General features: G+C 68.5%; 21 protein-coding genes and 1 rRNA gene. 7 read left to right on the forward strand and 15 right to left on the reverse strand.

Going from position 1 to position 22,485, the window contains the following annotated elements; all coding sequences use genetic code 11:
- Positions 1-2: 2 nt before the first annotated feature.
- The 9 genes from ACZ7KI_RS15900 to ACZ7KI_RS15940 all read right to left on the reverse strand — a co-directional run bounded on the left by ACZ7KI_RS15900 (position 3) and on the right by ACZ7KI_RS15940 (position 12,543).
- On the reverse strand, positions 3-1,655 hold the full coding sequence (locus tag ACZ7KI_RS15900; RefSeq protein WP_470273848.1) for a GMC family oxidoreductase N-terminal domain-containing protein: 1,653 nt from the start codon (positions 1,653-1,655) through the stop codon (positions 3-5).
- A complete protein-coding gene (locus ACZ7KI_RS15905) occupies positions 1,652-2,209 on the reverse strand; it encodes a DUF5987 family protein (RefSeq protein ID WP_470273849.1) in 558 nt (185 codons plus the stop codon). The genes ACZ7KI_RS15900 and ACZ7KI_RS15905 overlap by 4 nt, the downstream gene beginning before the upstream one ends.
- 5 nt (positions 2,210-2,214) lie before the next feature.
- On the reverse strand, positions 2,215-3,558 hold the full coding sequence (locus ACZ7KI_RS15910; protein ID WP_470273850.1) for a cytochrome P450: 1,344 nt from the start codon (positions 3,556-3,558) through the stop codon (positions 2,215-2,217).
- On the reverse strand, positions 3,555-4,541 hold the full coding sequence (locus ACZ7KI_RS15915) for an enediyne biosynthesis protein (RefSeq protein WP_470273851.1): 987 nt from the start codon (positions 4,539-4,541) through the stop codon (positions 3,555-3,557). Before ACZ7KI_RS15915 ends, ACZ7KI_RS15910 begins: the two co-directional genes overlap by 4 nt.
- Before the next feature lie 5 nt (positions 4,542-4,546).
- Complete coding sequence (locus tag ACZ7KI_RS15920) at positions 4,547-6,514, reverse strand: CRTAC1 family protein (protein ID WP_470273852.1); 1,968 nt, start codon at positions 6,512-6,514, stop codon at positions 4,547-4,549.
- Positions 6,511-7,485: a DUF1702 family protein gene (locus ACZ7KI_RS15925; RefSeq protein ID WP_470273853.1), complete on the reverse strand. Its 975-nt coding sequence runs from the start codon at positions 7,483-7,485 to the stop codon at positions 6,511-6,513. The genes ACZ7KI_RS15920 and ACZ7KI_RS15925 overlap by 4 nt, the downstream gene beginning before the upstream one ends.
- Positions 7,486-7,623: 138 nt before the next feature.
- Positions 7,624-8,526: a helix-turn-helix transcriptional regulator gene (locus ACZ7KI_RS15930; protein WP_470273854.1), complete on the reverse strand. Its 903-nt coding sequence runs from the start codon at positions 8,524-8,526 to the stop codon at positions 7,624-7,626.
- A 241-nt stretch (positions 8,527-8,767) separates the two neighbouring features.
- Complete coding sequence (locus ACZ7KI_RS15935; protein ID WP_470273874.1) at positions 8,768-10,228, reverse strand: SagB/ThcOx family dehydrogenase; 1,461 nt, start codon at positions 10,226-10,228, stop codon at positions 8,768-8,770.
- A gap of 41 nt (positions 10,229-10,269) precedes the next feature.
- Complete coding sequence (locus ACZ7KI_RS15940; RefSeq protein ID WP_470273855.1) at positions 10,270-12,543, reverse strand: TOMM precursor leader peptide-binding protein; 2,274 nt, start codon at positions 12,541-12,543, stop codon at positions 10,270-10,272.
- A 221-nt stretch (positions 12,544-12,764) separates the two neighbouring features.
- On the opposite strand from ACZ7KI_RS15940, the gene ACZ7KI_RS15945 reads away from it, so the two are divergent.
- The 4 genes from ACZ7KI_RS15945 (at position 12,765) to ACZ7KI_RS15960 (ending at position 16,357) form a co-directional block, all read left to right on the forward strand.
- Entirely contained in the window at positions 12,765-13,604 is an 840-nt protein-coding gene (locus ACZ7KI_RS15945; RefSeq protein ID WP_470273856.1) for an AfsR/SARP family transcriptional regulator, read from the forward strand.
- A gap of 47 nt (positions 13,605-13,651) precedes the next feature.
- The gene (locus ACZ7KI_RS15950; protein WP_470273857.1) at positions 13,652-14,338 is read left to right on the forward strand and encodes a winged helix-turn-helix transcriptional regulator; all 687 of its coding nucleotides are present in this window, start codon (positions 13,652-13,654) and stop codon (positions 14,336-14,338) included.
- Positions 14,339-14,447: 109 nt separating this feature from the next.
- Positions 14,448-15,026, forward strand: a complete 579-nt coding sequence (locus tag ACZ7KI_RS15955) for a hypothetical protein (protein WP_470273858.1) — start codon at positions 14,448-14,450, stop codon at positions 15,024-15,026.
- Positions 15,023-16,357, forward strand: coding sequence for a copper resistance CopC/CopD family protein (locus ACZ7KI_RS15960; RefSeq protein ID WP_470273859.1), 1,335 nt, complete (start codon positions 15,023-15,025; stop codon positions 16,355-16,357). Before ACZ7KI_RS15955 ends, ACZ7KI_RS15960 begins: the two co-directional genes overlap by 4 nt.
- Here the strand turns inward: ACZ7KI_RS15960 and ACZ7KI_RS15965 are convergent, their stop codons facing one another.
- Positions 16,358-16,966 (reverse strand): maleylpyruvate isomerase mycothiol-dependent enzyme family protein, encoded by a 609-nt coding sequence (locus ACZ7KI_RS15965; protein WP_470273875.1) that lies wholly within the window; start codon positions 16,964-16,966, stop codon positions 16,358-16,360. It abuts the gene before it with no gap.
- Positions 16,967-17,279: 313 nt separating this feature from the next.
- Here ACZ7KI_RS15965 and ACZ7KI_RS15970 point away from each other — a divergent pair, with 313 nt between their 5' ends.
- Positions 17,280-17,948 (forward strand): M protein, encoded by a 669-nt coding sequence (locus ACZ7KI_RS15970; protein ID WP_470273860.1) that lies wholly within the window; start codon positions 17,280-17,282, stop codon positions 17,946-17,948.
- Here the strand turns inward: ACZ7KI_RS15970 and ACZ7KI_RS15975 are convergent.
- Complete coding sequence (locus ACZ7KI_RS15975; protein WP_470273861.1) at positions 17,945-18,307, reverse strand: YciI family protein; 363 nt, start codon at positions 18,305-18,307, stop codon at positions 17,945-17,947. The two genes, ACZ7KI_RS15970 and ACZ7KI_RS15975, sit on opposite strands and share 4 nt — an antisense overlap.
- A gap of 168 nt (positions 18,308-18,475) precedes the next feature.
- On the opposite strand from ACZ7KI_RS15975, the gene ACZ7KI_RS15980 reads away from it, so the two are divergent.
- The gene (locus ACZ7KI_RS15980; protein ID WP_037355320.1) at positions 18,476-18,757 is read left to right on the forward strand and encodes a metal-sensitive transcriptional regulator; all 282 of its coding nucleotides are present in this window, start codon (positions 18,476-18,478) and stop codon (positions 18,755-18,757) included.
- On the opposite strand, the gene ACZ7KI_RS15985 is transcribed toward ACZ7KI_RS15980, so the two are convergent.
- Genes ACZ7KI_RS15985 through ACZ7KI_RS15995 form a run of 3 tightly spaced genes read right to left on the reverse strand, consistent with a single transcriptional unit; the run spans position 18,758 to position 21,314 of the window.
- Entirely contained in the window at positions 18,758-20,917 is a 2,160-nt protein-coding gene (locus ACZ7KI_RS15985; protein WP_470273876.1) for a heavy metal translocating P-type ATPase, read from the reverse strand.
- 32 nt (positions 20,918-20,949) lie between these two features.
- The gene (locus ACZ7KI_RS15990; protein WP_470273862.1) at positions 20,950-21,111 is read right to left on the reverse strand and encodes a hypothetical protein; all 162 of its coding nucleotides are present in this window, start codon (positions 21,109-21,111) and stop codon (positions 20,950-20,952) included.
- On the reverse strand, positions 21,108-21,314 hold the full coding sequence (locus tag ACZ7KI_RS15995; protein ID WP_465507477.1) for a heavy-metal-associated domain-containing protein: 207 nt from the start codon (positions 21,312-21,314) through the stop codon (positions 21,108-21,110). Before ACZ7KI_RS15995 ends, ACZ7KI_RS15990 begins: the two co-directional genes overlap by 4 nt.
- 97 nt (positions 21,315-21,411) lie before the next feature.
- Here ACZ7KI_RS15995 and cobF point away from each other — a divergent pair, with 97 nt between their 5' ends.
- The gene (gene cobF / locus ACZ7KI_RS16000; protein ID WP_470273863.1) at positions 21,412-22,176 is read left to right on the forward strand and encodes a precorrin-6A synthase (deacetylating); all 765 of its coding nucleotides are present in this window, start codon (positions 21,412-21,414) and stop codon (positions 22,174-22,176) included.
- Between the two features lie 218 nt (positions 22,177-22,394).
- Here cobF and rrf read toward each other — a convergent pair.
- Positions 22,395-22,485 (reverse strand): 5S ribosomal RNA (rrf, locus tag ACZ7KI_RS16005); the annotation flags it as partial.

Consider the following 22,485-nt stretch of genomic DNA (forward strand, 5'->3'; position numbering starts at 1 on the left):
GATCAGCTTCCGGCTACCAGCGACAGCTTGCTGACCGCCCGCCGCCCGGTGATCGAACCGTCCGGCGCCGGAGCGCCGTAGGAGACGTCGACCCCGCGCGCCTGCAGCGCCCGCACGATTCCCGGCACCGAACGTTCGGCCAGCGCCGCGATCGTCATCGCCGGGTTCACCGTCAGCGCGCCGGGGACGGAGGCGCTGTCGGTCACGAAGATCCCGGGATGGTTCCGGAGTTCGTGGTTCGGGTGCAGCGCCGAGGTCTCCGGGTCGTCACCGATCCGGCACGACGCCAGCGGGTGCACGGTGTACGCGCCGACGACATCGTTCGTCCACGGCGAGACCTTCGCCAGGCCGTCCTTCTCCAGGATCTCCTTGCACTCCGCGTCGGCCAGCGACCAGCCGTGCAGGGTGTTCGGCGTCGGGTCGTACTTCAGCGGCCCTCGGCCCAGCATCTGCTGCGAGATGCGGTAGGCGTTGCCGGTGGGCGGCGGAGCGCCGAAGACACCCTCGTTGTCGTCCTCGGTCATCAGGAAGATGGTGAGCCAGGAGGCCCACTTCTTGAGGATCTCCTTCTTCTGCGCCCCGAACCAGCGTGGCTCGTCACCGTCGGGCACCTGCGCGAGGATCGTGCCCAGCCCCGGCGGGAAGTACAGCTGCTCCAGCGAATACCGCTCGTACTCCGGCAGCGAACCGTCGAGTTTGTCCCAGTTCGCCACGGTCGGGCCCTTGCCGATGTGGTTGGCCTCGTAGACCTTGCCGTCCTCACGGGACAGTCCGAGCACCTCGCGGACCCGCTCCTCGTCGATGATCGCGGTGTTGAGCCGCTCACCGTTGCCCGAGAAGTACCGGCCGACCGCGTGCGGCATGGTACCCAGCGCGGACTCCGAACGCTGCAGGATCACCGGCGTCGCACCGGCGCCGGCGGCGATGATGACGATCTTCGCGTCGATCGTCCCGCCGCCGGAGTGCACGCGGTAGTCCTCGTCGTCGACGATGTTGAAATGCACGCGGTAGTCGCCGTCGTCGATCCGCTCGATCCGCTGGACCTCGTGCAGCGGCCGGATCTGCGCGCCGTGCGCGAGCGCGGCGGGAAGGTAGTTGGTCAGCAATGAGCGCTTCGCGTCGAAGCGGCAGCCCGCCATCATGAAGTTGCAGTTGACGCAGCGGTCGTTGTCCACCGCGACCGGCGCGGGATTCGCGGTACGCCCGGAATGGTTACAGAACGCCGCCCACAGGCCACCGGCGTACGAGACGTCGTTCCAGTCCTGTTTGGACACCGGCAGCGAGTCCGAAACCCGATCGTACCAAGGCTCCAGCGAGTCCCGCGTGATCGCCGACGGCCACATGCGGCGGCCGATGCCGCCGTGCCGTTCGAAGACGAACTTCGGCGCCCGCGGCATCGCGGCGAAGTACACGACGCTGCCGCCACCGACACAGTTCCCGCCCAGCACGCTCATCCCGTCGCCGACGACGAAGTCGAACGCCCGGGTGTAGGACGAGCCGAGCAGGTAGTCGTGCTCGAAGTCCTTGGTCTCCAGCCAGGGTCCGCGTTCCAGCACGGTGACCTTCGCCCCGCCCGCGGCCAGGTGGTAGGCGGGGATCGAACCGCCGAACCCGCTGCCGACGATGACGACGTCGGTCTTGTCGCAGGCAGTCATGCGGGGCTCCCGGATGGCGTGGTGTCAGGGTGGAGTTTCGCCAGTTCGCGGCGATACGAGAACTTCGGGAACCGCCACAGGCCGTCCGCGTCCGGCGCGGTGTACCCCATCGCCAGCAGACCGGGGTGGCCCTCGGCGATGGCCTCGGCGGTGTGCTTGTGCGCCGCGCTGTCGAAGGACATGTTGCAGAACAAGGCGAGGCTGACCCAGCCGTCCTTCTCCGGATGCCCCGGCGCGGTCAGCGACCGCACGAGCGCCGTCCGGTCCGCGAAGGACAGTGCGACGAACGGGGGCAGCTCCTCGGCGAGCGTGAGGTCGTGTTCCTTGGCGTAGACCTTCGCGTGCTCGTTGAGGGACTGCGCGAGATACGGCAATCCGACGGTCACCCCGGTCGCCTCGGTGTGCAGCAGTTCGAGCGCCCCCGCCACGACCGCGCCCGGCCCCGGCGCGGCGCCGGCGATCGCGTGGTCGCCGGGAAACCGCTTCTCCCCCGGCAAGATCGTGTCCGCGTAGGCCTCCAAAGTGGACACCTTGGCCTGTTCGTCCGGTTCCACGGAACCTACCTCCTGTTCCTGGTGTGCACGGTCATCGGCAGCCCGCCGCGCACCCGGAGCGACAGCATCGCCTCGGGAACCACGTCGTAGCCCGGGAGTTTCCTGAGCTCGAGGTCGCGCAGGACCATCGTCAGCACGAAAACGGCCTCCATCACGCCGAGGCTGTTGCCGATGCAGAACCGCGGCCCGGCGCCGAACGGGATGTAGGCGTACCGGGGCCGCCCGCTCGGCCGGTCCGGATCGAACCGGTCCGGATCGAACTTCTCCGGCTCCGGCCAGAAGTCCGGATGCCGGTGCAGCGTGTAGGGCACGACGACGACGTCGGATCCGGCCGGGATGTGGTAGCCGCCGATCTCGTCGTCGGCCTGCGCCACCCTCGGCAGCAGCCACACCGGCGGGTACAGCCGCATGACCTCTTCGACGACGCGCGCCGTGTACGGCAACCGGTGCAGATCGTCGTGGGTCGGCAGCTGGTCACCGAGGACCGCGTCCGCCTCGGCGCGGAGTTTCTCCGCGACTTCGGGATGTTCGTCGAGCAGGTGGAACGCCCAGCCCAGCGTGCTCGCCGTCGTCTCGTGCCCGGCCAGCAGCAGGGTGATCAGCTCGTCCCGCATCTGCTCGCGCGTCCCCGCCGAGTCGATGAGGCGGGACAAGACGTCCTCACCGTTCTCGACGGGATTCGCGAACCGCTGCTCGACGAGTTCCTCGGCGATCCGGCGCAGGTCGTCGCGCGACTCCCGGAACCGCAGTTGTTTCTTCAGCGGAGCCCACTGCGGGACCATGCTCAGCGTCACCGCTTCGAACATCGCCTGATCCTGCACGGCCTCGAAGGAGTGCCCCAGCGAGGTGAACCCGCCGAGATCCGCGTCGAGCAACGTCTTGCCGAGCACACCGAGGGTCAGCCCGGTCATCTCGTGCAGGATCTCGACCGGGCCCTTCGTGTCCCGCAGTCGTTTCACGAGCCCTTCGACCTCGTTCGCGACGACGGAGGCCTGCCGCGCTATCCGTTTCGGCTGGAACACCGGCTGGATCGTGCGGCGCTGCTTCTTCCAGGTATCGCCGTCGCTGGTGAGCAGCCCGTCGCCGAGCGCCCGCCTCGCCTCCTGGAGGCCGATTCCCTTGTGGTAGTTGGCCGCGTTGTCGGCGAGCACGTGTTTCGCCAGCTCGGGGTGGTTCACCAGGTACATCGTCTTGGGACCGATCGCGATCCGGACGACATCCCCATGCGCCTCCGCCGAATCCGACATAAGCGCCAGCCGGTCGGTGAACAGCTTCTTCAGCAGCCCGAAGGTCGCTCGGCGCGGCGGCCCCGGCGGCGCCGCCCTCGGCGTACTCACCTGCCGGGTCATGCCGCCACGGCCCCGGTTTCCGTTTCCGGCTTCTCGGCCGGCTTGGGCAGGGTCGTGACTTCGGCCGACTTCGCCTGCTCGGCCTCCCACTTCTCGGTGGCCTTCTTGGAGAAGTGCAGGCCCCACAAGAAGGCTCCGCGGATCAGGCAGACCAACGCGGTGGCCAGGAACAGGCCGTAGGCGACGTGGACCACCATGAAGAACCCGTAGGCCAGCGCCACCCCCGAACCGAACAGGACCTGCGACGCGGGCTTCGACGGCGTCGTCCCCGGGTCGGTGACCATGTAGTTCGTGTAGAGCACGAACGCCACCCCGGTCATCATCCCGAGCGCGCCGGGGATCGCGGTGTCGAACACCAGACCACGGACGATCGCCTGGAGCGCGAAGGTGATGAGCCACGCGCCGATCAGCCACATCCGCTGGGTCAGCATCGCGTTGAGCACGGTGCCCGACACGATGATGATGCCGACGATCAGCCAGCCGACCCACGAGTCGACCTTCTCGGTGAAGTGGTACGGCGGCGCGATGCTCGCCCAGGGGAACACCAGCAGGATGATCGTGATGCCGAAGTTCGACGGGTTCATGTAGTGCCGGAGCCTGCCTCGCACCGGTGCCTGCAGCACCCACTTGGCGCCGACGGCGACCACCACGCCGAACATCATCACCAGCACCTGGTCGTTGACGTAGGTCAGCATGTTGAGCGCGAGACCGGTGATGTGGGCCGGGAAGAGGAACTCCACCAGGCCCTTGAACCCGTTGCCCCGGAAGCGGACCGCGCGGCCCTGTGCACGGGCGCCGATGATCTCCAGCAGGATTTCCGTGGTGTACGCGGTCGCCAGCGCGATGAACGGGTAGGTCCAGGGCTGCTCGAAACCGAGCACGGTGTAGCCGATGATGTTGAAGATCGAGATCGAGATCGCGAACCGGCGAAGGGCCGTGATCGTCTTGTTGCTCTTCGGTGCGGCGAGTGTCTGCTCTGCCATGACGGTTACTTCTCCTTCGCCTGGGTGCCGAGCTGGAGCGTGTGGCTGCCCGGGGCCAGCTGGATCTCCTGCGTTCGGATCTGCCCGGTCAGGTCGCGCCACTGCAGGCAGACCTTCACCGGTCCGGTGACCTTGCCGAGTCCGATCTGGATCTCGTGGCTGCGCTTGCCGGAGTGGCCGCTGCCGCCGTCGACGCGGTCCATGTACTTCTTGCCGTCGGGGGTGATGACGGTGACCTGGGCGCCGATCGCCGCGGTGCCTGCCGCCTTCAGCGCGCCGTCCGCCGGCTGCTTGTCCTGCAGCAGCTTCAGGTTCAGGTACGAACCGGAGTCGGGGCTGACGTTGTGGTAGAAGATCGGCTGCTCCCACTGGCGGGCCACGGCGAAGTCGAGCTTGCCGTCACCGTCGGCGTCACCGGTGGCGATACCGCGGGTGGGCACCGGCACGGCGAGACCGAGGCGCGGGGCCAGGTCGGTGTAGCGGCCGTCGGCGCTCTTGGCCCAGAAGTGCAGGGTGTGATCGCCGCCGACGTCGTCACCGGCGACCATGTTCGGCCAGAAGTACGGGTGCTTCAGCAGTTCGTCGTTGGACGTCGCCAGCTCCTGCAGCTGCGGCCAGCGGTTGACGTCGCCCTTGACGAAACCGGTCGCCTGGGTGATGACCGATTCACCGCTGTTGTTGTAGTCGGCGATCTTGACGTCCCAGCCCCAGCCGGACCACGCGGTGCCCGCCTGTGCGCTGCGGTCCACCCACGGTGCCTCGCCGCCCTGCAGACGGCCACGCAGATCCGCGGTGTCCTTGGCGGTGTTCATGAACTGGAAGTGGCTTTCCTCGATACCCCACGACGTCGTGATGTTGCTGACGTACATGTCGTAGAGGCCGTCGTGGTTCAGATCGGCGAAGTCGACGCCCATCCCCTTGAACGAGTCGTTACCGACCACTTTGGACTTCGGCTCGGTGGGCCCGCGGATCCCCTTCACCTCGGCGAAGGAGGTCTTGCCCGCCGTGGACTTGTTGTACAGCAGGCGGTCGTGACCGAAGTCGTTGCCGATGTAGAGCTCCGGCAGGTTGTCGCCGTCGACGTCGGTGGCGCTGGCCGCCAGCGACCAGCCGCCGCGGGCGTCGGCCGGGATGGCCTGATCGTCGCATTCGAAGGTGACCGCGGGCTTGCCGCCCTGAGTGGTGGCGCCGGTGAAGCGGAAGATGTACTTGCCACCCGCGTTGTCGGCGTGCGACATCGACTTGTTCATCTCGACCCCGCCGTCGACCCGGTCGTCCAGCACCGCGCTGTCGGGGAAGTAGTTGCCGATGAAGATGTCCTGGTGGCCGTCGCCGTCGAAGTCACCCACGGTCGCGGCGTTGGTGTTCCACAGTGGACCGGCGTACTCGCCGTTCTTGACGTTGTTGCCCGGCACCAGTTCCACCGGCACGTAGGACTTCACCGCGAGGGTGGTCGCGGAGGGGTTCGCGAGGAACACGATCGGCGTGCGGCCCCAGTAGTAGGCCAGCAGGTCGACCCGGCCGTCCTCGTTGAAGTCGCCCGGCACGCAGCCCATGGGCGCGATGTACTTGCCCATGGGCAGCGGCGCGGCGTCGAGCGCGAACGGCGCGTAACGGTCGCCGCCCTTGCCCGGCGTCGGGGTGACGACCACCTGGTCGCTGCGCGGGTCCACGAAGCACAGGTCGTTGGCGAGCTTGTCGCCGTCGAGGTCGTTGACCGCGACCGCGGCGCCGACCGAGGAGATCCAGGCGCGGATGTGCTCGTATTCCTTGTTCACCGTCCGGATCGACTGGCTCTTCGCCGCCTCCGGCAGAGCGATCGTCAGGGGTTCGAACGCGTACTTCGAGGCCATGGTGTCCGCCTCGGCGGTCGAGACCGTGGGCAGCTGTGCCACCACGAACAGTCCCGCCATCAGCAACAGCGCCACGATGCCCGCAAGCTGCTTGCGGAGCCAGCCCAAGGTCGCGGTCATTTCCCTGCACCTCCAGAGAGAATCGCTTCGGCGATGCGCTGTCGCCAGGTTTCGAAATGCGGGAGTTCACCGTCGACGACCACAGCGGGGCGGACTTCCTGGGTGATGGCCGCGGCGCGCTCGGCCGGCAGCCCGCAGATCGCCTGGGTGGCGACCTCGGTCTCGGGGATCAGCAGTCCGGCGCGGATGCGAGCCTCGGCGGCGAAAGCGCTGCCCTGGGCCAGGTTTCCGCGATACTCACCGGCGAATTCGGCCAGCTTCAGCAGTTCGTCGCCGGTGACACCGCACGCGTACGTCGAGGCGAGCCCGACTCCGGCGTAGAGATCTCCTTGGCGCTGCTTGGGGAACCGCGCGATCGTGTCGGCGACCAGATCGACGTCGGTGCCGCGGACGAACCACAGCGCCCGGCCGATGCCCTGGTCGATCGCCCGCAGCGAATAGCCGTTGTTGCCGGCGGGCCAGTCGAAGTTGGGGTCCTGGAATTGACCGTCGATGTATTTCGCGGTCTTGAAGTAGGCCTGGTGGAAGCCGTACCCGTCGAGCACCAGCCAGCGCAGCAACGGATCGAAGTCCTCGGCCGACGGCCAGCGGAAGCGCGGGAGCCGCGCCATCGCCCAGCCGACACCGACGTAGATGATGTAGTCGTGCTTCTCGCCGGGGCCGTCGAGGAAGTCCGCGATATGCCCGCGGCCGCCTCCCGGCAGGCCGTCGAGCATTCCGTAGCCCATTCCCGCGCCCTCGTAAGCGAAGCCTCGGTATTTGACCGGAATACGCTCAAGCCATTCTTCGGCCTGTTCGACGGAACGCGCTTCCACCGCGTGCGCGTAGCCGAGGAGGAATTTCTCCCCGACGGTCTCCAGCAGTTCTTGAGCGGCTGGGCTCTTCTTGTGGAAACCCCGCTTTTCCAGCGACGTCTCGGAGACGTCCGGTGTGATCATGCGACGTCTTAACGTGCGCCAACCATTGCCCAACGCACTCTCCCCCTAACGGGTGGATTCGAATTCTGCGGTCTGGTTAAAGGCTCACATGCGCGGCGGCGCCCCAGCTACTCCACGGTTGCGCCCGCGGTTCTCCCGGTTTGCGTGACCGGGAGAACCGCGGAATAGGCCTCAGGCCACCGCGCGGAGGTAGTCCGTGGCCGGCATGGTCATGCGATTGCCGGTGGAGGCCGGGCCACCGGCGAGGGTGATCGCCATCGGCGCGTCGGTCGGCTGCGGGGCCCGCATCGGCATCCGCAGGTGGACCCGGCCGTAGCGGGTGATGTCGACGCGGCCGGGCAGCGTGCCCACCGAGAACGACGACGCCGCGGTGCCCGCCGCGTGCTCGGCGACCGCGATGACGGTCCACCGGCCCTCGGGAACGTTCTGGATCTCGATGTCCGCCGAAAGGACGTTCGCCCTGCCGCCGAACGCGACCGGCCCGCACTGCGGGATCGACTCGGCGAACAGTCCGATGAGGACACACGCCGGGCCTGCCCCGCGCGGGGTCTCGACCCGCACGCTGATCGTGCCGGTGCCGGCGCGCATCGAGGCATAGCCCATTCCGGCGCTGTGCAACGCTTCCAGCGACGGCAGCCGCTGGAAATGCGGCGCCAGTGCCACGAGCAGTTCGCCGACCTCGGGATCGCGGTACTGGGTCGGGGTCATCCCGACCGCACGGGTGAAGCGGCTGGTGAACGTACCGACACTGCTGTAGCCGACACTGCACACGATGTCCGACACCGTCAGCGATGTCGTCAGCAGCAGTCGTTTCGCTTCGAAGAGCCGGATCGCGGTGAGATACCGGCCGGGGGTCACGCCGGTCGCCTTGGTGAAGATCCGCGAGAAGTGGAACGGGCTGACGAAGACTTCCGATGCCAGGTCGCCCAGTGTGATCGGGTCGAAGTACCTCGCGTGCATCGACGAGATGGCCTGCAGCACCGCGGGTTGCAGGGGTGACGCCGGCTCGGGGAGCCGACCGGGTTCGATGACGCCTTTCTCGTTCGCCGCCGTGGCGACTGTTCGTAGCTGCATCAAGACCAACCTCGGATTCGCTGTCGCTTTTCCTCTGCTCTCCAGCAAACGCGTCAGAGGTTTCGGAGCACTCGACACGCGATCGAGGTGTGGTCTACCCAGGCATTATCCTCGCCTGCGCGATCGGCAGGCGGCTCGTTCCCGCGGTCGCATCCGCGTGTCGTCCATCCAGGTACGCGTGTCGTCCGCCGGAGCAATAGAACACGAAACGCCCCTCACGACCGACGCCTCACCCGCGCGGTCAGGCGGGGAAGTCGAGTACGCACTCCCCGACGCCCACCTCGGCGGGCCAGTCGAGTTTGAGGGCGCGGTCGACGCGGTCACCGGCGTCGACCGGGACGGCGTGCGCGGCCAGCCCCATGGCGCGGGCGACGAGGTAGAGCGTCTGTTGCAGCGCGCCGACATGCGCCAGGGTCGTGGCGTACGCGCCACCGCCGAGCACCGACGCCATCCGGGGCATGCGCGCGGTCACCGAGATCAGGGCGGAAGGCCGCCGATGGTTGCCACCGGCGATCATCGCCATGTCGAGCATCGCGTCGAGGTCGGCCTCGTCGTCGTTGACCAGGGCGAGCCGGTGGTCGAGCGGATCGTAGTGATAGATCCCGCGATCCAGCCCCGAGCAACGGTTCACCGAAACATACAACTCGAGCTCGTACAGACAGGCCACGCTGAAGTACGGCCGTTGTGAGGCATCGTGGACAGGTACGGCGACGCCGTGTCCGTTGGGGAAATGTGCGGGCCCGATCGACCTGATCCGCGCGCCACGGAACAGGAATTCGCCGATCTGCTCGGCCGACAGCACGCTCTCGGTGAACTCGGGGCAGGTGTGATCGTGCTCCAGCAGCGTGGTCAGTGTCGGATCGGTCTCCGCGCGGGCGGCCAGATCCGGCCGGTAGAGGGCATAGACCGGCCCCTCGCCCGTGGTGGCCTTGACCACCGGCGGATTCCCGAGCCCCGGCAGACCGGCCGGGCCCCCTGGTCTCCAGGTCCGGCTCGTGGTGTGGAACGACAGCTCGTCCGGGGACCACAGGCTCAGTTCGGGATCGTCGTCCTCGGCGAACCGGCCGTGCTCCCCGGCGAGCTGGACCACGCCCGCGGCGACCAGATAGGACACGATCGCACCGACCACACCGGCTTCGATTCCCGTCATGGACACGATCTCCCCCACCGACTTCGCCGTCGCCAGCGTCGCCGCGATGTGCACCGCCCACGGCTGGTACAGCACGACGCGGTAGCGCGCGGACGGCGACTCCAGCCCCATCCCGGAGGCGTCGGAGCGCAGGGAACAGAAGCGGGACAACCGGATCGGGCGCGAGGGCGGGATCTCCTCCGTGCCGAACACCGGCGCCAGCGCGACCGGGATCACCGACAGCAGCGGGCCCCGGCCATCGGCGAGCCCCAGCGAGTGCACCACGGAACCGCCGAGTTCCTTGAGTACCTGCCGCAGCGCGTCGGCGCCCTCGGCCGTCCAGCTCAGCTCGCCTTCGAGGTCGGGCTCCCGCTCGACCGGCTCCCAGGAGGACGTCACGTTCGCCAGCGAGATCGGCCCCAAGGCCATCCGCCGCAACGATTCCCGGACCAGTGGTCCGGGGTGGTCGAAATCGAACTCCCCCCACCGGGTGACGACCACCAGCGAGCCGTCCTCACCGATCTCGACAAGGCTGTCGTCAGTGAGCGACCACAAAGGGATCGTTTCGGCCACACCGCCGGGGGGATCTGTCCTCAACTGTTGCTCCAGCCGGATTACAAGAACATGGGGAAGGGATTCAATCTGTCGTACGGGGTCGGTTCGGCGATCCTGCCCAGCTGCACCGGCACGTCGAAAAGCCGCCCGGGCGCGAAGCGGCTCCAGAAGGGCCGCAACCCCGGAACGACGACCCGGACCACGGGAAGGTCGATGTCGGGCCTGGTCTGATCGAGCACCAGCGTCTCCATCCCCAGCGCGGCGAGTTTGCGTACCAGCGATTCCACGTCGTCCCGCACGTCAGGGCGCCGGACGAACTTGAAGTCCGCGGCCCGTTTCGCCGACCGGCCGGGCGCCGGCAGCAGATACGGCTGGTTCGCGACCGTAGCGTGCCGGAGCCACCTCGCCGCGTCGGGATCGTCGAGTTCGACGTCGTTCGCGAGCACCACCGGGATCATCTGGTTGAGCTCGCTGACCGCCCTCCGCAGCGCGGTCCTGGGGTCCAGGTGGGCGCCGAAACCCATCATGACGTTCTCGCGCGGCCCGGCGATACTCCTGGACAGCGCGACCATCACCGGCACACCGAGATCCGCGGTCAGATCGAGGACCCACAGTTCCCGGCCCGATCGCGCGTACTGGCCGACCATCTCCTCCGCCCACGGGTCGTCGAACGAGGTGATGTCGACGCCGGGCACGGGAAGCCTGTTGTACCACCACATCGCGACCGCGTCGCGTTCGACGAGTTCGAGCAGTCCCTGCAGGATCGCGTCCTCGATGCTGCTGCCCGCCGCGCAGCCGTTGGAGTCGGCGCGCATCCCGCCGATCCCGCATTCCGGCGGCACACCGTAGTAGAGGTACGCCGTCGGCATCAGCTTCCGGCGCTGCTGGGACAGCGACCACGTCGGCGTCCAGTCGACGGCGGACTCGTCGTCGAACCGTTCGGGTACGTGCTGGAAGATCGCGTGCTTGGTGTTCCAGTCGTCGCGGGTGTCGTACTGACGCTCATCGAAGAGCATGCACGAGTTCGGGTGGACGGCGTCCTCGCCGAGCGCGCGGAAGGTGTCGCGGATCCGCAGCTCGTCGCCCTGGTAGTTCGCCGAGAACCGTTCGATCGCTTCGCACAGCGCGCCGACCTCGGCGTCGAGGGGGCTCGCGCCCTTGCCGCCGTTGTCCCCGCGCAGCCCGGCCTGCAGCCCCGCCTCACCACGCACGCGGCGGGCGACGTTGAGCCCGGACCGGTAGGCGTTCACGAACGCCGGCGCCCTCGGGTCGCGGGCGATCTCCTTGATGATGCCGGTGACCGGGCTGACCACGTGGCCGTAACGGTCGAGCACCTCGACCGGGGTGAGCGTGCGGTGCCCGCCGCCGCCCGAGGTCGCCTTCTTGGCCTCCCGCAGGACGATCGGTTCGGCCGTCCGCGCCGCGACGATCCCTTCGTCACCGCATTCCGGGCACTGCGGACGCCGCCGCAGTTCGTGCAGCCGCCCCTGCAGATCGAGGGTGTCCAGGATCCACACCGCCTGCTGACCCGGATAGCGGTGTCCGGCAAGCCATTTGGACGCTTCGAGGGAGATCAGATGCGACGCGGCCGCGGTCAGCGGCGGCACGGCGGGCATCGGGAACGACGCCGGGCCGTCGTGCCCGAGGACCTCCTGCACACAGGCCTCCGCGTGCCGGTGCCCCCACAGCCGGTTGGTCAGGCAGTGCCAGCAACCCGAGCGGCCGGGCTGCATGATCGGGCCGATCCACACCTGCGAACCCGACGGCCTGGCCAGCAGCCACGGCCTTCCGGTGCGCCGGTGCTCCGCGTCGATCTCGGCCAGCCGCGGGTCGAGGTAGTCGTCGCACAGCACGATGGCCAGTTCGGAGGCCATCGGGACCACCTCGATCCCGCTCGCCTCGAGCGCGCTCTCCACCTGCGAGGTGTCGACGCCGCGGCCGATCGTGGTCAGGCTCGCCGTCGCCGGCTTCTGCCGCCCGGTCACCGCGGACGCGTCGAGACCGCACGCGTCCCAGTACGCGAGCGCGCGCTCGTCACCGCTGACTTCGTCCGGGACGTGGACGGTGACCAGGCCCGCCTCGACCAGCCGGGCCAGTACGCCGGTGACCTGTTCGGCGTTCATCCCCTCCGGGCAGGCGGACAGGAGTCCGTCGAGGTCACGGGTGCCGTCGAGCAGCGCCGCCACCGAGGCGACCTGCGCGCCGCGCATCGCGATGACACCCTGTTCCGAGAACAGATAGGCACCGTTGCCCTCACTGATCTCCGCACGCAGGTGACGTTTGAACCCCAGACCGCCGCTGATCGAGCCCGGTGTGGAAGATGCCTCGCGCATGAGAACCCCCAGGGTCTGTCCGATACCCGAATCCTGCTGGGCGGGGCCGGGTACCGGCCAGTGCTCGATTCACGCCTCCGATGTGAAAAACCCATGATTTCTCAGGACACACGCACGCGAGACCTGGTGGACGGCTCACTGGCCCGGTGGCCCGCCGCTCTGTCACTGTCGACGTACTGGAAAACGGGACACGACGCGTATCGAGCTGGAGGGCGCTTGCGATGTACGCCGGATCAGAAGTATCGGACACGCCCCACGGCTCGGCAACCAGCCCGACTCCGGACCTGTCCGCGAGCCCCGTCCGCTTCAGCCTGCTCGGTCCGCTCGAACTGGTGCGGGACGGGATCGACTACGCGCCGACGACGCCGAAGCTGCTGCAGGTGCTCGCCATGCTAGTGATGAGCCCGGGGAAGATCGTGCACATCGACACGATCGTGCAGGAACTGTGGGCCAACGACCCGCCGCGCAGCGTCCGCACCACCATGCACACCTACATCTACCAGCTGCGCCGCTGCATCGACGAGAACGACCTCGCCCCGTACGGCGAGGCCATGCTGGCGACGAAACCGCCGGGTTATGTGTTCCGGATCGCCCCGGAGCAGGTGGACGTCTTCGAGTTCCAGGCACTGCAGAAGGCTGGCCGTGAGCTGCAGCTGCGCGGCGAGCACGTCGAAGCGGCGAAGGCCTTCCGGTCGGCACTCGACCTGTGGTCCGGACCTCCGCTTGCGAACGTCCACTGTGGACCGGTCCTGTCGGGGTACGCGGTCGACCTCGTCGAACAGCGGCGCAGCACCCTGCACCTCCGCATCGAGGCGGATATCGCGGCCGGGATGCGGCACGAGCTGATCGGCGAACTACGCTCGCTGGTGAGCGCGAACCCGCTCGACGAAGCCCTGCACGGGCAGCTGATCCGCGTGCTCGGACGCAGCGGACGGCGATCCGACGCCCTCGCGACCTACCGCCAGGTGCGGGCGAGGCTCAACAATGAACTCGGCGTCGAACCCTGCGACGAACTGCAGGTCCTGCATCACGGCCTGCTTTCCGAGGGTGAACCCGCGTGAACGGCGGAAACCCACTCCCGAAACGGAACGAAAGTGAGGATCGGCGGATGAGCGGTCGTACCTATGGACAGTTCTGCGGTCTCGCCCGCGCGCTGGAGATCATCGGCGAACGCTGGTCGCTGCTGATCGTCCGTGACCTCGTCCTCGGCCCGAAGCGGTTCACCGAACTGCAGGCGGGCCTGCCCAAGATCCCGGCGAGCACCCTGTCCGCCCGGCTCAACGAACTCGAGCAGTCCGGGGTGCTCCGCCGCCGTCTGCTTCCCCAGCTCGACGCCGCGGTGGTCTACGAACTCACCGAGTACGGCGGCGAACTCGACCAGATCGTGCTGGACCTCGGCCTCTGGGGCGCACGATCGCTCGGGCAGCCCGCCCCCGAGGACGTCTTCACTCTGGACGCGGCGATCCTCTCGCTGTACACGACCTTCCAGAGTGAGAAGGCCAAGGGCATCCACGCCACCTACGAACTGCACTACCCGGGCGGGATGGTCCTGCACGCGATCATCGAGGACGGCGCGCTCAAGGTCGCGGACGGCGCGCATCCGGGCGCCGACGCGACGATCGAACCGCTGGGGCCGTTCATCAAGGATCTGCTGAGCGGCGAGCTGTCCCCCGCCGACGCCCTGCGGACCGGCAAGGTCCGGATCGAGGGTGCCCCGGAGTACCTGGAGTTGTTCGCCGAACTGTTCCACATCCCGGCCGCGCCGAAGGTGTCGACCGGGATCGTCGTGCGCTGAACGGCCTAATCCGCAGGTCGTTGCGCAATTCAGAGTAACGGAAACCGTCGGTACGGCAGATATCGTCGGTACCCGTCACCGGTCGGTCTTTTCTCCCAAGGAGCCCTTCATGGCCGCACTCGATTCCGCACGTCCAGGCCTGCTGGCGTCGCTCAACGGGAAATACCACCGCGCGGCGCTGACCGCGTTCGCGGTGGTCGTCGTGGCCCACTGGGCGGAACATCTCGTGCAGGCGTTCCAGATCTACGTCCTCGGCTGGAAGACGCCGGACGCCCGCGGCGTGCTCGGTATCCCGTTCCCCAAGCTGATCAGTTCCGAATGGCTGCACTACGGCTACGCCATCGTCATGCTGATCGCGCTGTTCGCGCTGCGGAAGGGCTTCGCCGGCCGTTCGCGGCAGTGGTGGAATCTGGCACTCGGCCTGCAGTTCTGGCACCACATCGAGCATCTGCTCCTGCTGGTGCAGGCGCAGACCGGCTGGCGGCTCGGCGGCGGCACCGCACCGAGCAGCATCATCCAGCTGTTCATCCCGCGCGTGGAACTGCACCTGTTCTACAACACGATCGTCACCATCCCGATGATCATCGCGATGATCGTGCACCGGAAGGCTTCCGCCATCGAACGGGAGCTGACCGGCTGCACGTGCTCGCCGGAAAGCCGGCGTGAGCTGGCGACCACGGCGTCGTGACCAGGAGGATCTTCGCACTCCTCGCCCTCGTGGTGGCGTGGTTCGGGGTCGCGGTGCTCGCCGCGGCCCCGGCCTCGGCCCACGTCGAACTCCTCTCCGCCGACCCCGCCGACGGCGCCCGCCTCACCTCGGCGCCCGCGCAGGTCTCCCTCACGCTGTCGGAGAACATCGGCATCCAGCCGAACTCGATCAAGGTCGTCGACGCCCACGGCACGAACGTCGTCACCGGACCGGTGTTCCAGCCGGGCGACGTCGCCGAACAGGTCGCCGTCAAGCTGGAGCCCGATCTCCTCGAAGGCAGCTACCTCGTCGAGTACGCCTTCGTCTCGATCGACTCGCATCCGGTGCGCGGCACGATCGCGTTCGTCGTCGGCACCGGTCCCCTGATCACCTCGGCGGGCGCGGTCTCCGCGTCGACCGGGACCGATCCGGTGACCGACGCGCTGTTCACCACGTTCCGCTGGGGCTCGTTCGGTGGGGTCGCACTGCTCGGCGGCCTGGTGTTCGTGCTGGTCTGCCGTCCGGGCGGCCGGACCGACCCGGCGGCGCGGAGGCTGATCATCGTCGGCGTCGGACTCTCGGCCCTCACGGCCGTCGCCGGGTTCCTGTTGCAAGGCCCGTACGTCGCGGGGCGTGGGGTGGACGCCGTCTTCGACCCGGCGCTGATCGAGGCCACGCTGCGGGTGGCGTACGGGAAACTGCTGCTCCTGCGCCTGGCCGCGATCGTCGCCCTCGCCGTGCTCGTGCGACGGCTGCTGGCGAGCGATCTGCCGGACCGGCTGCGCTCGCGTTACGAGAATCTCGGCATCGCGGCCGGGTTCCTCGTGCTGCTCAGTTTCTCCGCGACCGGCCACGCGGTGGCCGACAAGATCATGTTCCTCTCGGTCAGCGCCGACCTCGCGCACTTCGGGGCGATGGCCGTCTGGGTCGGCGGGCTGATCCAGCTGGCCGTGCTCCTGCGCGGCGGGTATCCGGCGAGGGAGGCCGAGCCGGCGCTGGCTCGGTTCCACCCGATCGCGACCGCGTCGATCGTGATCATGGTGGTCAGTGGCGCGTACCTGGGCTTCCGGCTCGTCCCGTCGGTCGAGGCACTCTGGACGTCCTCCTACGGCGTCGTCTTCCTGCTGAAGCTCACCGGATTCGCCGTGTTGCTGCTGGTCGCGAACGTGAGCCGCACCGCGGTGCGCCGCGGGATCGCCGGCCGCGGCGGCACCGGCGTCGTGACCGCCGACCTGCGGCGGCTGCGGATCAGCGTCGGGGCCGAGGTGCTGATCGTGGCCGTGGTGCTCGCACTGGCCGCGGCGCTGTCGTCGATGTCCCCGACCGCCTGATCAGCGCTCGATCGCCTCGGCGGGCGGGGCGAACGGCCCCCAGGTGAAGGCCCGGAGCCACGGCTCGGGATCGCCCAGCCACGCCAGAGCGGCGATCTGGGCCGGGCTCCGGCGTCCGGCGAGCGACCGGTACAGATCCGCGGGCGGCGCCGAGAGCACCGCACCCACCGGTTCGGTGCCGGCGATCCAGGTCGCGCCCTCGGTCTCGATCCGCAAGCCGGGCAGGCCATGCCTGGTCAGCGAGGCGCCGAGCCCGCCGATGAGCACTTCGAAGGAGCGGAGCCAGGCCGGGTGCGCCTCGGGCGACGGAGCGCCGAGCGCGTAGCGGAGGTCGAGTTCGTGGGTGAAGGCGTCCATCACCATGATGTCGCCGCGGCTCTTCCCTTCCCCGTCCGCGGCGAGAAGGGTGTCTGCCTCGGGCCCGCGTTCGATCCAGAGCCGCAGCAACGCGGCGACCGACTTCGTTTCCGGAACCGGGCACGGCTCACCGCCGAACCGGGTGATCACCCGGTCGCAGATTTCCGTCAGATGCGCCAGCAGGTCGCGCACAGTCCACTGTGGACAAGCGGGGACGGGACGCTCCCCCGCACCGGCGTTGTCGGTGAGCAAGATCGCGATGTTCTCTCTGACCTGCCGATACCCTTCGGCCGCGGTCGCCGTATTCCAGCCAGGGACCCGAATTCGGCTACTCGTCACGCGGCCACCTCCTGTGGGGAAAGCGATGATCGACCATTCTCCCACCGCTTCGGGGATCACCCTTCTCACCGCTTGCGCGGACCGTTCGGCGCAGAGATCACCCACCCGTGGCGCATGTCGTGATCGCATCAGGCACACTGGAGGAGAGAAAGCCCCGTGTGGCAAAGGCCCTGTGCACCAAGGGAAACGCCCACCGGTGACGGATCACCCACTGTGGAGGTGACTAATGGAGCTGCCCGGCTTCGATCTGGCTTGGCGTGGTTTCAATCGCGCTCAGGTCCGGGAATTCGTTCGCGAGGTGGAAACCGAACTACGACGAGTGGCCGCCGAACGCGACGAAGCGATCCGCCGCGGGGAGGCGCTCGCCGCGAAGCTCACCGCCGCGCAAGAGGAAAACCGTGAACTGAAAGCGACCGTCGACCGGATCAGCCGCGTGCCGATCGCGCCGGACGCGCTTCAGGAGCGCTCGCGCCGAATGCTCGAACTCACCCGCGAAGAGGCCGAAGACATCACGGCGCGCGCCACCGAGGAAGCCGCCAAGGCCGAGGCGGAGCGGAAGAGGATCACCGAAGACTTCGAGCGCGCCATGACGCTGCGCCGGGCCGAAGCCATGCGCGCGCTCGCCGTGCAGGACGAAGCCGCGCAAGCGCGGGCACGAAAACTCCTCGACGACGCCGCCGAAGAGGGCGAGCGCCTCGTCGCCGAAGCGCGGCAGAAGGCCGACGTGGCCCTCCGCCTGCGCGACGACGTGCTGAAACAGCTGACCGGCTGCCGTGAACTGCTCGCGGAGGCTGGCACGGTATTGACGATCACCGACGAACCGAAGCCGGAAGTGCCCGTTCAGCGCCGGAGCAGGTCAGAGGCCCGCGCCGGCGCCGAAGCAGCGGCGACCTAGGCGTTGTCGCCAGAAGAAAAGACCACCGGCCGGATCTCCATCGCGTTAACGTGCGCGTCCGGGACCTGACCGGCGATCTCGATCGCGCGCTCCTTGCTTTCGCATTCGACCAGGTAGAAGCCCGCGAGGTACTCCTTCGACTCCGCGTACGGACCGTCGGTGACCACGGGGACGCCGTCACGCACCCGGACCACCGTGCTCTCCTTCGGCTCCGCCAGCGCCTGCGTCCCGAGCAGTTCGCCGCTCTCGGTCAGCTTCTTCATGAAAGGGTCGATGCGGGCGACCACCTCGTCGCGCTCCTCCTCGGGAAGGGCGTCCCACGCGGTGGGGTTCATCGTGATCATGATCATGTACTTCATCGCTGTTCCTCCTGGTCATCCGGCCGGTGCCCGGCCACTCACGCAGGAGTCGGAGCCGCCGGATCGTCCTCGACATCCTGGCATCCACGAATTTCGCTGTCCCGGGGTGGATACATGGGGAGGGTATGATCGGCGATGGTCGCGGAACGACGAGAGAACGGGTGCGGGATGACGGGCTACGGCAACGAGCGAGAGGCCTATCTCAAGCGCCTGCGCCGGATCGAGGGGCAGATCCGCGGTCTGCAGCGGATGGTCGAAGAGGACAAGTACTGCATCGACATCCTGACGCAGGTGTCCGCGGCCACCAAGGCACTGCAGTCGTTCTCCCTCGAACTGCTGGACGAACACCTCGCCACCTGTGTGGTCCAGGCCGCCGCCGCGGGCGGCGAAGAGGCCGACCTCAAGGTCCGGGAAGCCTCCGACGCCATCGCGCGGCTCGTCCGCTCCTGATCACGAGCCGCGGGCGAACCGCCGCAGCCGCAGGCTGTTGGTGACCACGAAGACCGAGGAGAACGCCATCGCGGCCCCGGCGATCATGGGGTTGAGCAGGCCGAGCGCGGCCAGCGGCAACGCGGCGACGTTGTAGGCGAACGCCCAGAACAGGTTGCCCTTGATCGTGCCGAGGGTGCGGCGCGCGAGCCGGATGGCGTCGACGGCGGCGCGCAGGTCGCCCCGCACGAGCGTCAGATCCCCGGCCTCGATCGCGGCGTCCGTCCCGGTCCCCATGGACAGGCCGAGGTCGGCCTGCGCGAGCGCGGCCGCGTCGTTCACGCCGTCGCCGACCATGGCGACCACCCGGCCTTCGGCCTGCAGCCGTTTGACGACGTCGACCTTGCCGGCGGGCAGCACCTCGGCGATGACCTCGTCGATCCCCACCTCGGCCGCGACCGCGTTCGCGGAACCGGCGTTGTCCCCGGTCAGCAGGACCGGCCGGAGCCCGAGCGCCCGCAGTTCCGCGACGGCCTTCGCGGACGTCGGCTTGACCGTGTCGGCCACGACTATCACACCCCGCGCCTCACCGTCCCACGCGACGACGACGGCGGTCGCGCCGCGTTCCTCGGCGGCCGCCTTGGCCAGGGAAAACTCCTCGCCGAGGGTGATGCCGTGTTGTTCGAGAAGTGCGGTGCGACCGGCCAGGACGGTCTTGCCCTCGACCACGCCGACGACACCCAGGCCGTCGACGTTGCGGAAGTCTTCGACCGGCGGCAGGTCACCGAGCCGTTCTTCGGCGGCCGCGACGATCGCGCGGGCGATCGGATGCTCGGAAGCGTGCTCGACCGCCGCGGTGAGCCGGAGGACGTCGGTCTCGTGGGCTCCGTAAAGGTCGGTGAGGCTCATCTTCCCGGCGGTCACCGTGCCGGTCTTGTCCAGGACGACGGTATCGACCCTCCGAGTGGATTCGAGCACCTCCGGGCCCTTGATGAGGATGCCCAGTTGCGCACCGCGACCTGTGCCGACCAGCAACGCCGTCGGCGTGGCCAGGCCGAGCGCGCACGGGCAGGCGATGATCAGGACCGCGACGGCGGCGGTGAAGGCGGCGTCCGCGCCGCTGCCCGCCCCGAGCCAGAAGCCGAGCGTGCCGACCGCGAGCGCGATCACCACCGGGACGAACACGGCGGACACGCGATCCGCGAGCCGCTGGACCTGCGCCTTGCCGTTCTGCGCGTTCTCCACGAGCCGCGCCAGCTGCGCGAGCCGGGTGTCGGCACCGATCCGGGTGGCGCGGACGACGAGCCTGCCGCCCACGTCGACCGTCCCGCCGACGACGGCGTCGCCGACGGTCACCTCGACCGGGACGGCCTCACCCGTCAGCATGCTCAGGTCGACCGCCGACCCGCCGTCGATCACGACACCGTCGGTGGCGATCTTCTCGCCCGGCCGCACGACGAACTCGTCCCCGACCTTGAGTTCGCCGATCGGCACGCGACGCTCGACACCGCCTTCGAGGACGGCGACGTCCTTCGCTCCGAGTTCGAGCAGTGCGCGCAGAGCGGCACCGGAGCGGCGTTTCGACCGAGCCTCGAAGTAGCGCCCGGCCAGCAGGAACGTGGTCACTCCGGCGGCGACCTCGAGGTAGAGGTTGCCCGCGCCGGACCCGCGTTCCATGGTCAGTTCGAAGCCGTGCCGCATGCCGGGTGTCCCGGCGGTGCCGAACAGCAGCGCGTACAGCGACCAGAGCGTGGCGGCCGCGACGCCGAGCGAGATCAGGGTGTCCATGGTGGCGGCGCCGTGGCGGAAGTTCGTCCACGCCGGCCGATGGAACGGCCACGCGCCCCAGGTGACGACAGGGGCGGCCAGGGCGAGTGAGATCCACTGCCAGTAGGTGAACTGCCAGGCCGGGACCATCGCCGGCACGATCACCGGGACAGCGAGGGCCGCGGAGACGAGGAGCCGTGTCCGAAGCCCGTCAGCCTGCTCCGCGTCCTCGTCCGGTTTGGGCGGCTCGGCCGTATAACCCGCGGACTCGACGACACCGACGAGGTCGTCCACCGAGACCGCGGCCGGGAAATCGACCTGCGCCTTCTCGGTGGCGTAGTTGACCGTCGCGGAAACGCCGTCGACCTTGTTCAGCTTGCGTTCGACGCGGGCGGCACAGGACGCGCAGGTCATCCCGCCGATGGCCAGTTCGACGCGCTGGGTCGTCACGGCGTGCCTCCCGGATGGTGCCCGCCGTGCTCACTGGTCGACGGGGGCGGGCTCGGCGCCTCGTCCAGCGGCCCCACGGCGGAGCCGATCGCCCAGGCGACGACGAACACCGCGACCAGAGCCGCGGCGAACGCCGACACCTTGACGGGGGTACTCACGAGACGAGCTGGTAACCGGCCTCGGTCACGGCGGCGTCGACGGCCTGGACGTCGAGCGGAGCCTCGCTGGTGACGGTGACCTTGCCGCCGGCCACGTCCACGTTCACGGCGCTGACGCCGTCGATCCCGCTGACCTCCTCGGTGACCGAGGCGGCACAGTGCCCGCAGGACATGCCCTTGACGGTGTAGGTGGTTTCGGCCATCGGTACGAACTCCTCTACAGGACAAACGAAGCGATCATCTTCATTTATACCCCATGGGGGTAGGGGTGTGCCGGACGGGGGCGGGCACACTGCGGCGATGAGGAAGATCTCCGCGATCGGCATCGGCGCCGGCGACCCGGCACACCTGACCGTCCAGGCCGTCGAGCGGCTGAACGAGACCGACGTCTTCTTCGTCCTCGACAAGGGCTCGGAGAAGCAAGACCTGGTGGGCCTCCGCCAGGAGATCCTCGACCGGTTCGTCGAGCGGCCCGGCTACCGCGTCGTGCGGGCGCAGGACCCCGAACGCGACCGTACTCCCGATGACTACCGGAAGGCCGTCGCGGACTGGCACCGGCTGCGCACCGACGTCTACGAGGAGATGATCCGCACGCTGGGCCCCGGCGAGCGGGGCGCGTTCCTCGTGTGGGGCGACCCGGCACTCTACGACTCGACCTTGACGCTGCTGGACGCGGTGCTCGCGCGGGGGAACGTCGAGTTCGAGTACGAGGTCGTCCCGGGGGTCAGCAGCGTGGCCGCGCTGACGGCGCGGCACCGGACCACGATGAACCAGATCGGACGACCGGTGCTGATCACGACCGGCCGTCGTCTCGAAGCCGGCTGGCCCGCGGACGTGGACGACGTCTTCGTGATGCTGGACGCCCAGTGCACGTTCTCGCGGTTCGTGGACGAAGGACTGGAGATCTACTGGGGCGCCTACCTCGGGACACCCGACGAACTCCTGCTGTCCGGCCCGCTCACCGCCGCTCTCGCTTCGGAAATCCGCTCCACACGCTCCGCGGCCCGGACACGGAAGGGCTGGATCATGGACATCTACCACCTGCGGCGCCCCACCACCGCCTGACCAACCCCGGTATCTCACGTGCTCAGCCGGGTATCTCGTGTGATCAGCTGGAGAACTCGTGTGATGGGCTGGAGATCATCGTGTTCTCCGGCTGATCACGCGTGTTCTCCGGCTGATCACGGGTGTGGTGGGGTCTGGGTATGAGGAAAGGGTCCAGGTCCTGGGAGAACTCGTGGTTCTCGACCAGGTCCTGGACCCTTGTCCGTTTTCTAATGTTAGTCCGGCGGTGTCCTACTCTCCCACAACCCTTCGGTTGCAGTACCATCGGCGCTGTCAGGCTTAGCTTCCGGGTTCGGAATGGGACCGGGC

The sequence above is a fragment of the Amycolatopsis sp. NPDC039088 genome (genome assembly GCF_055598845.1).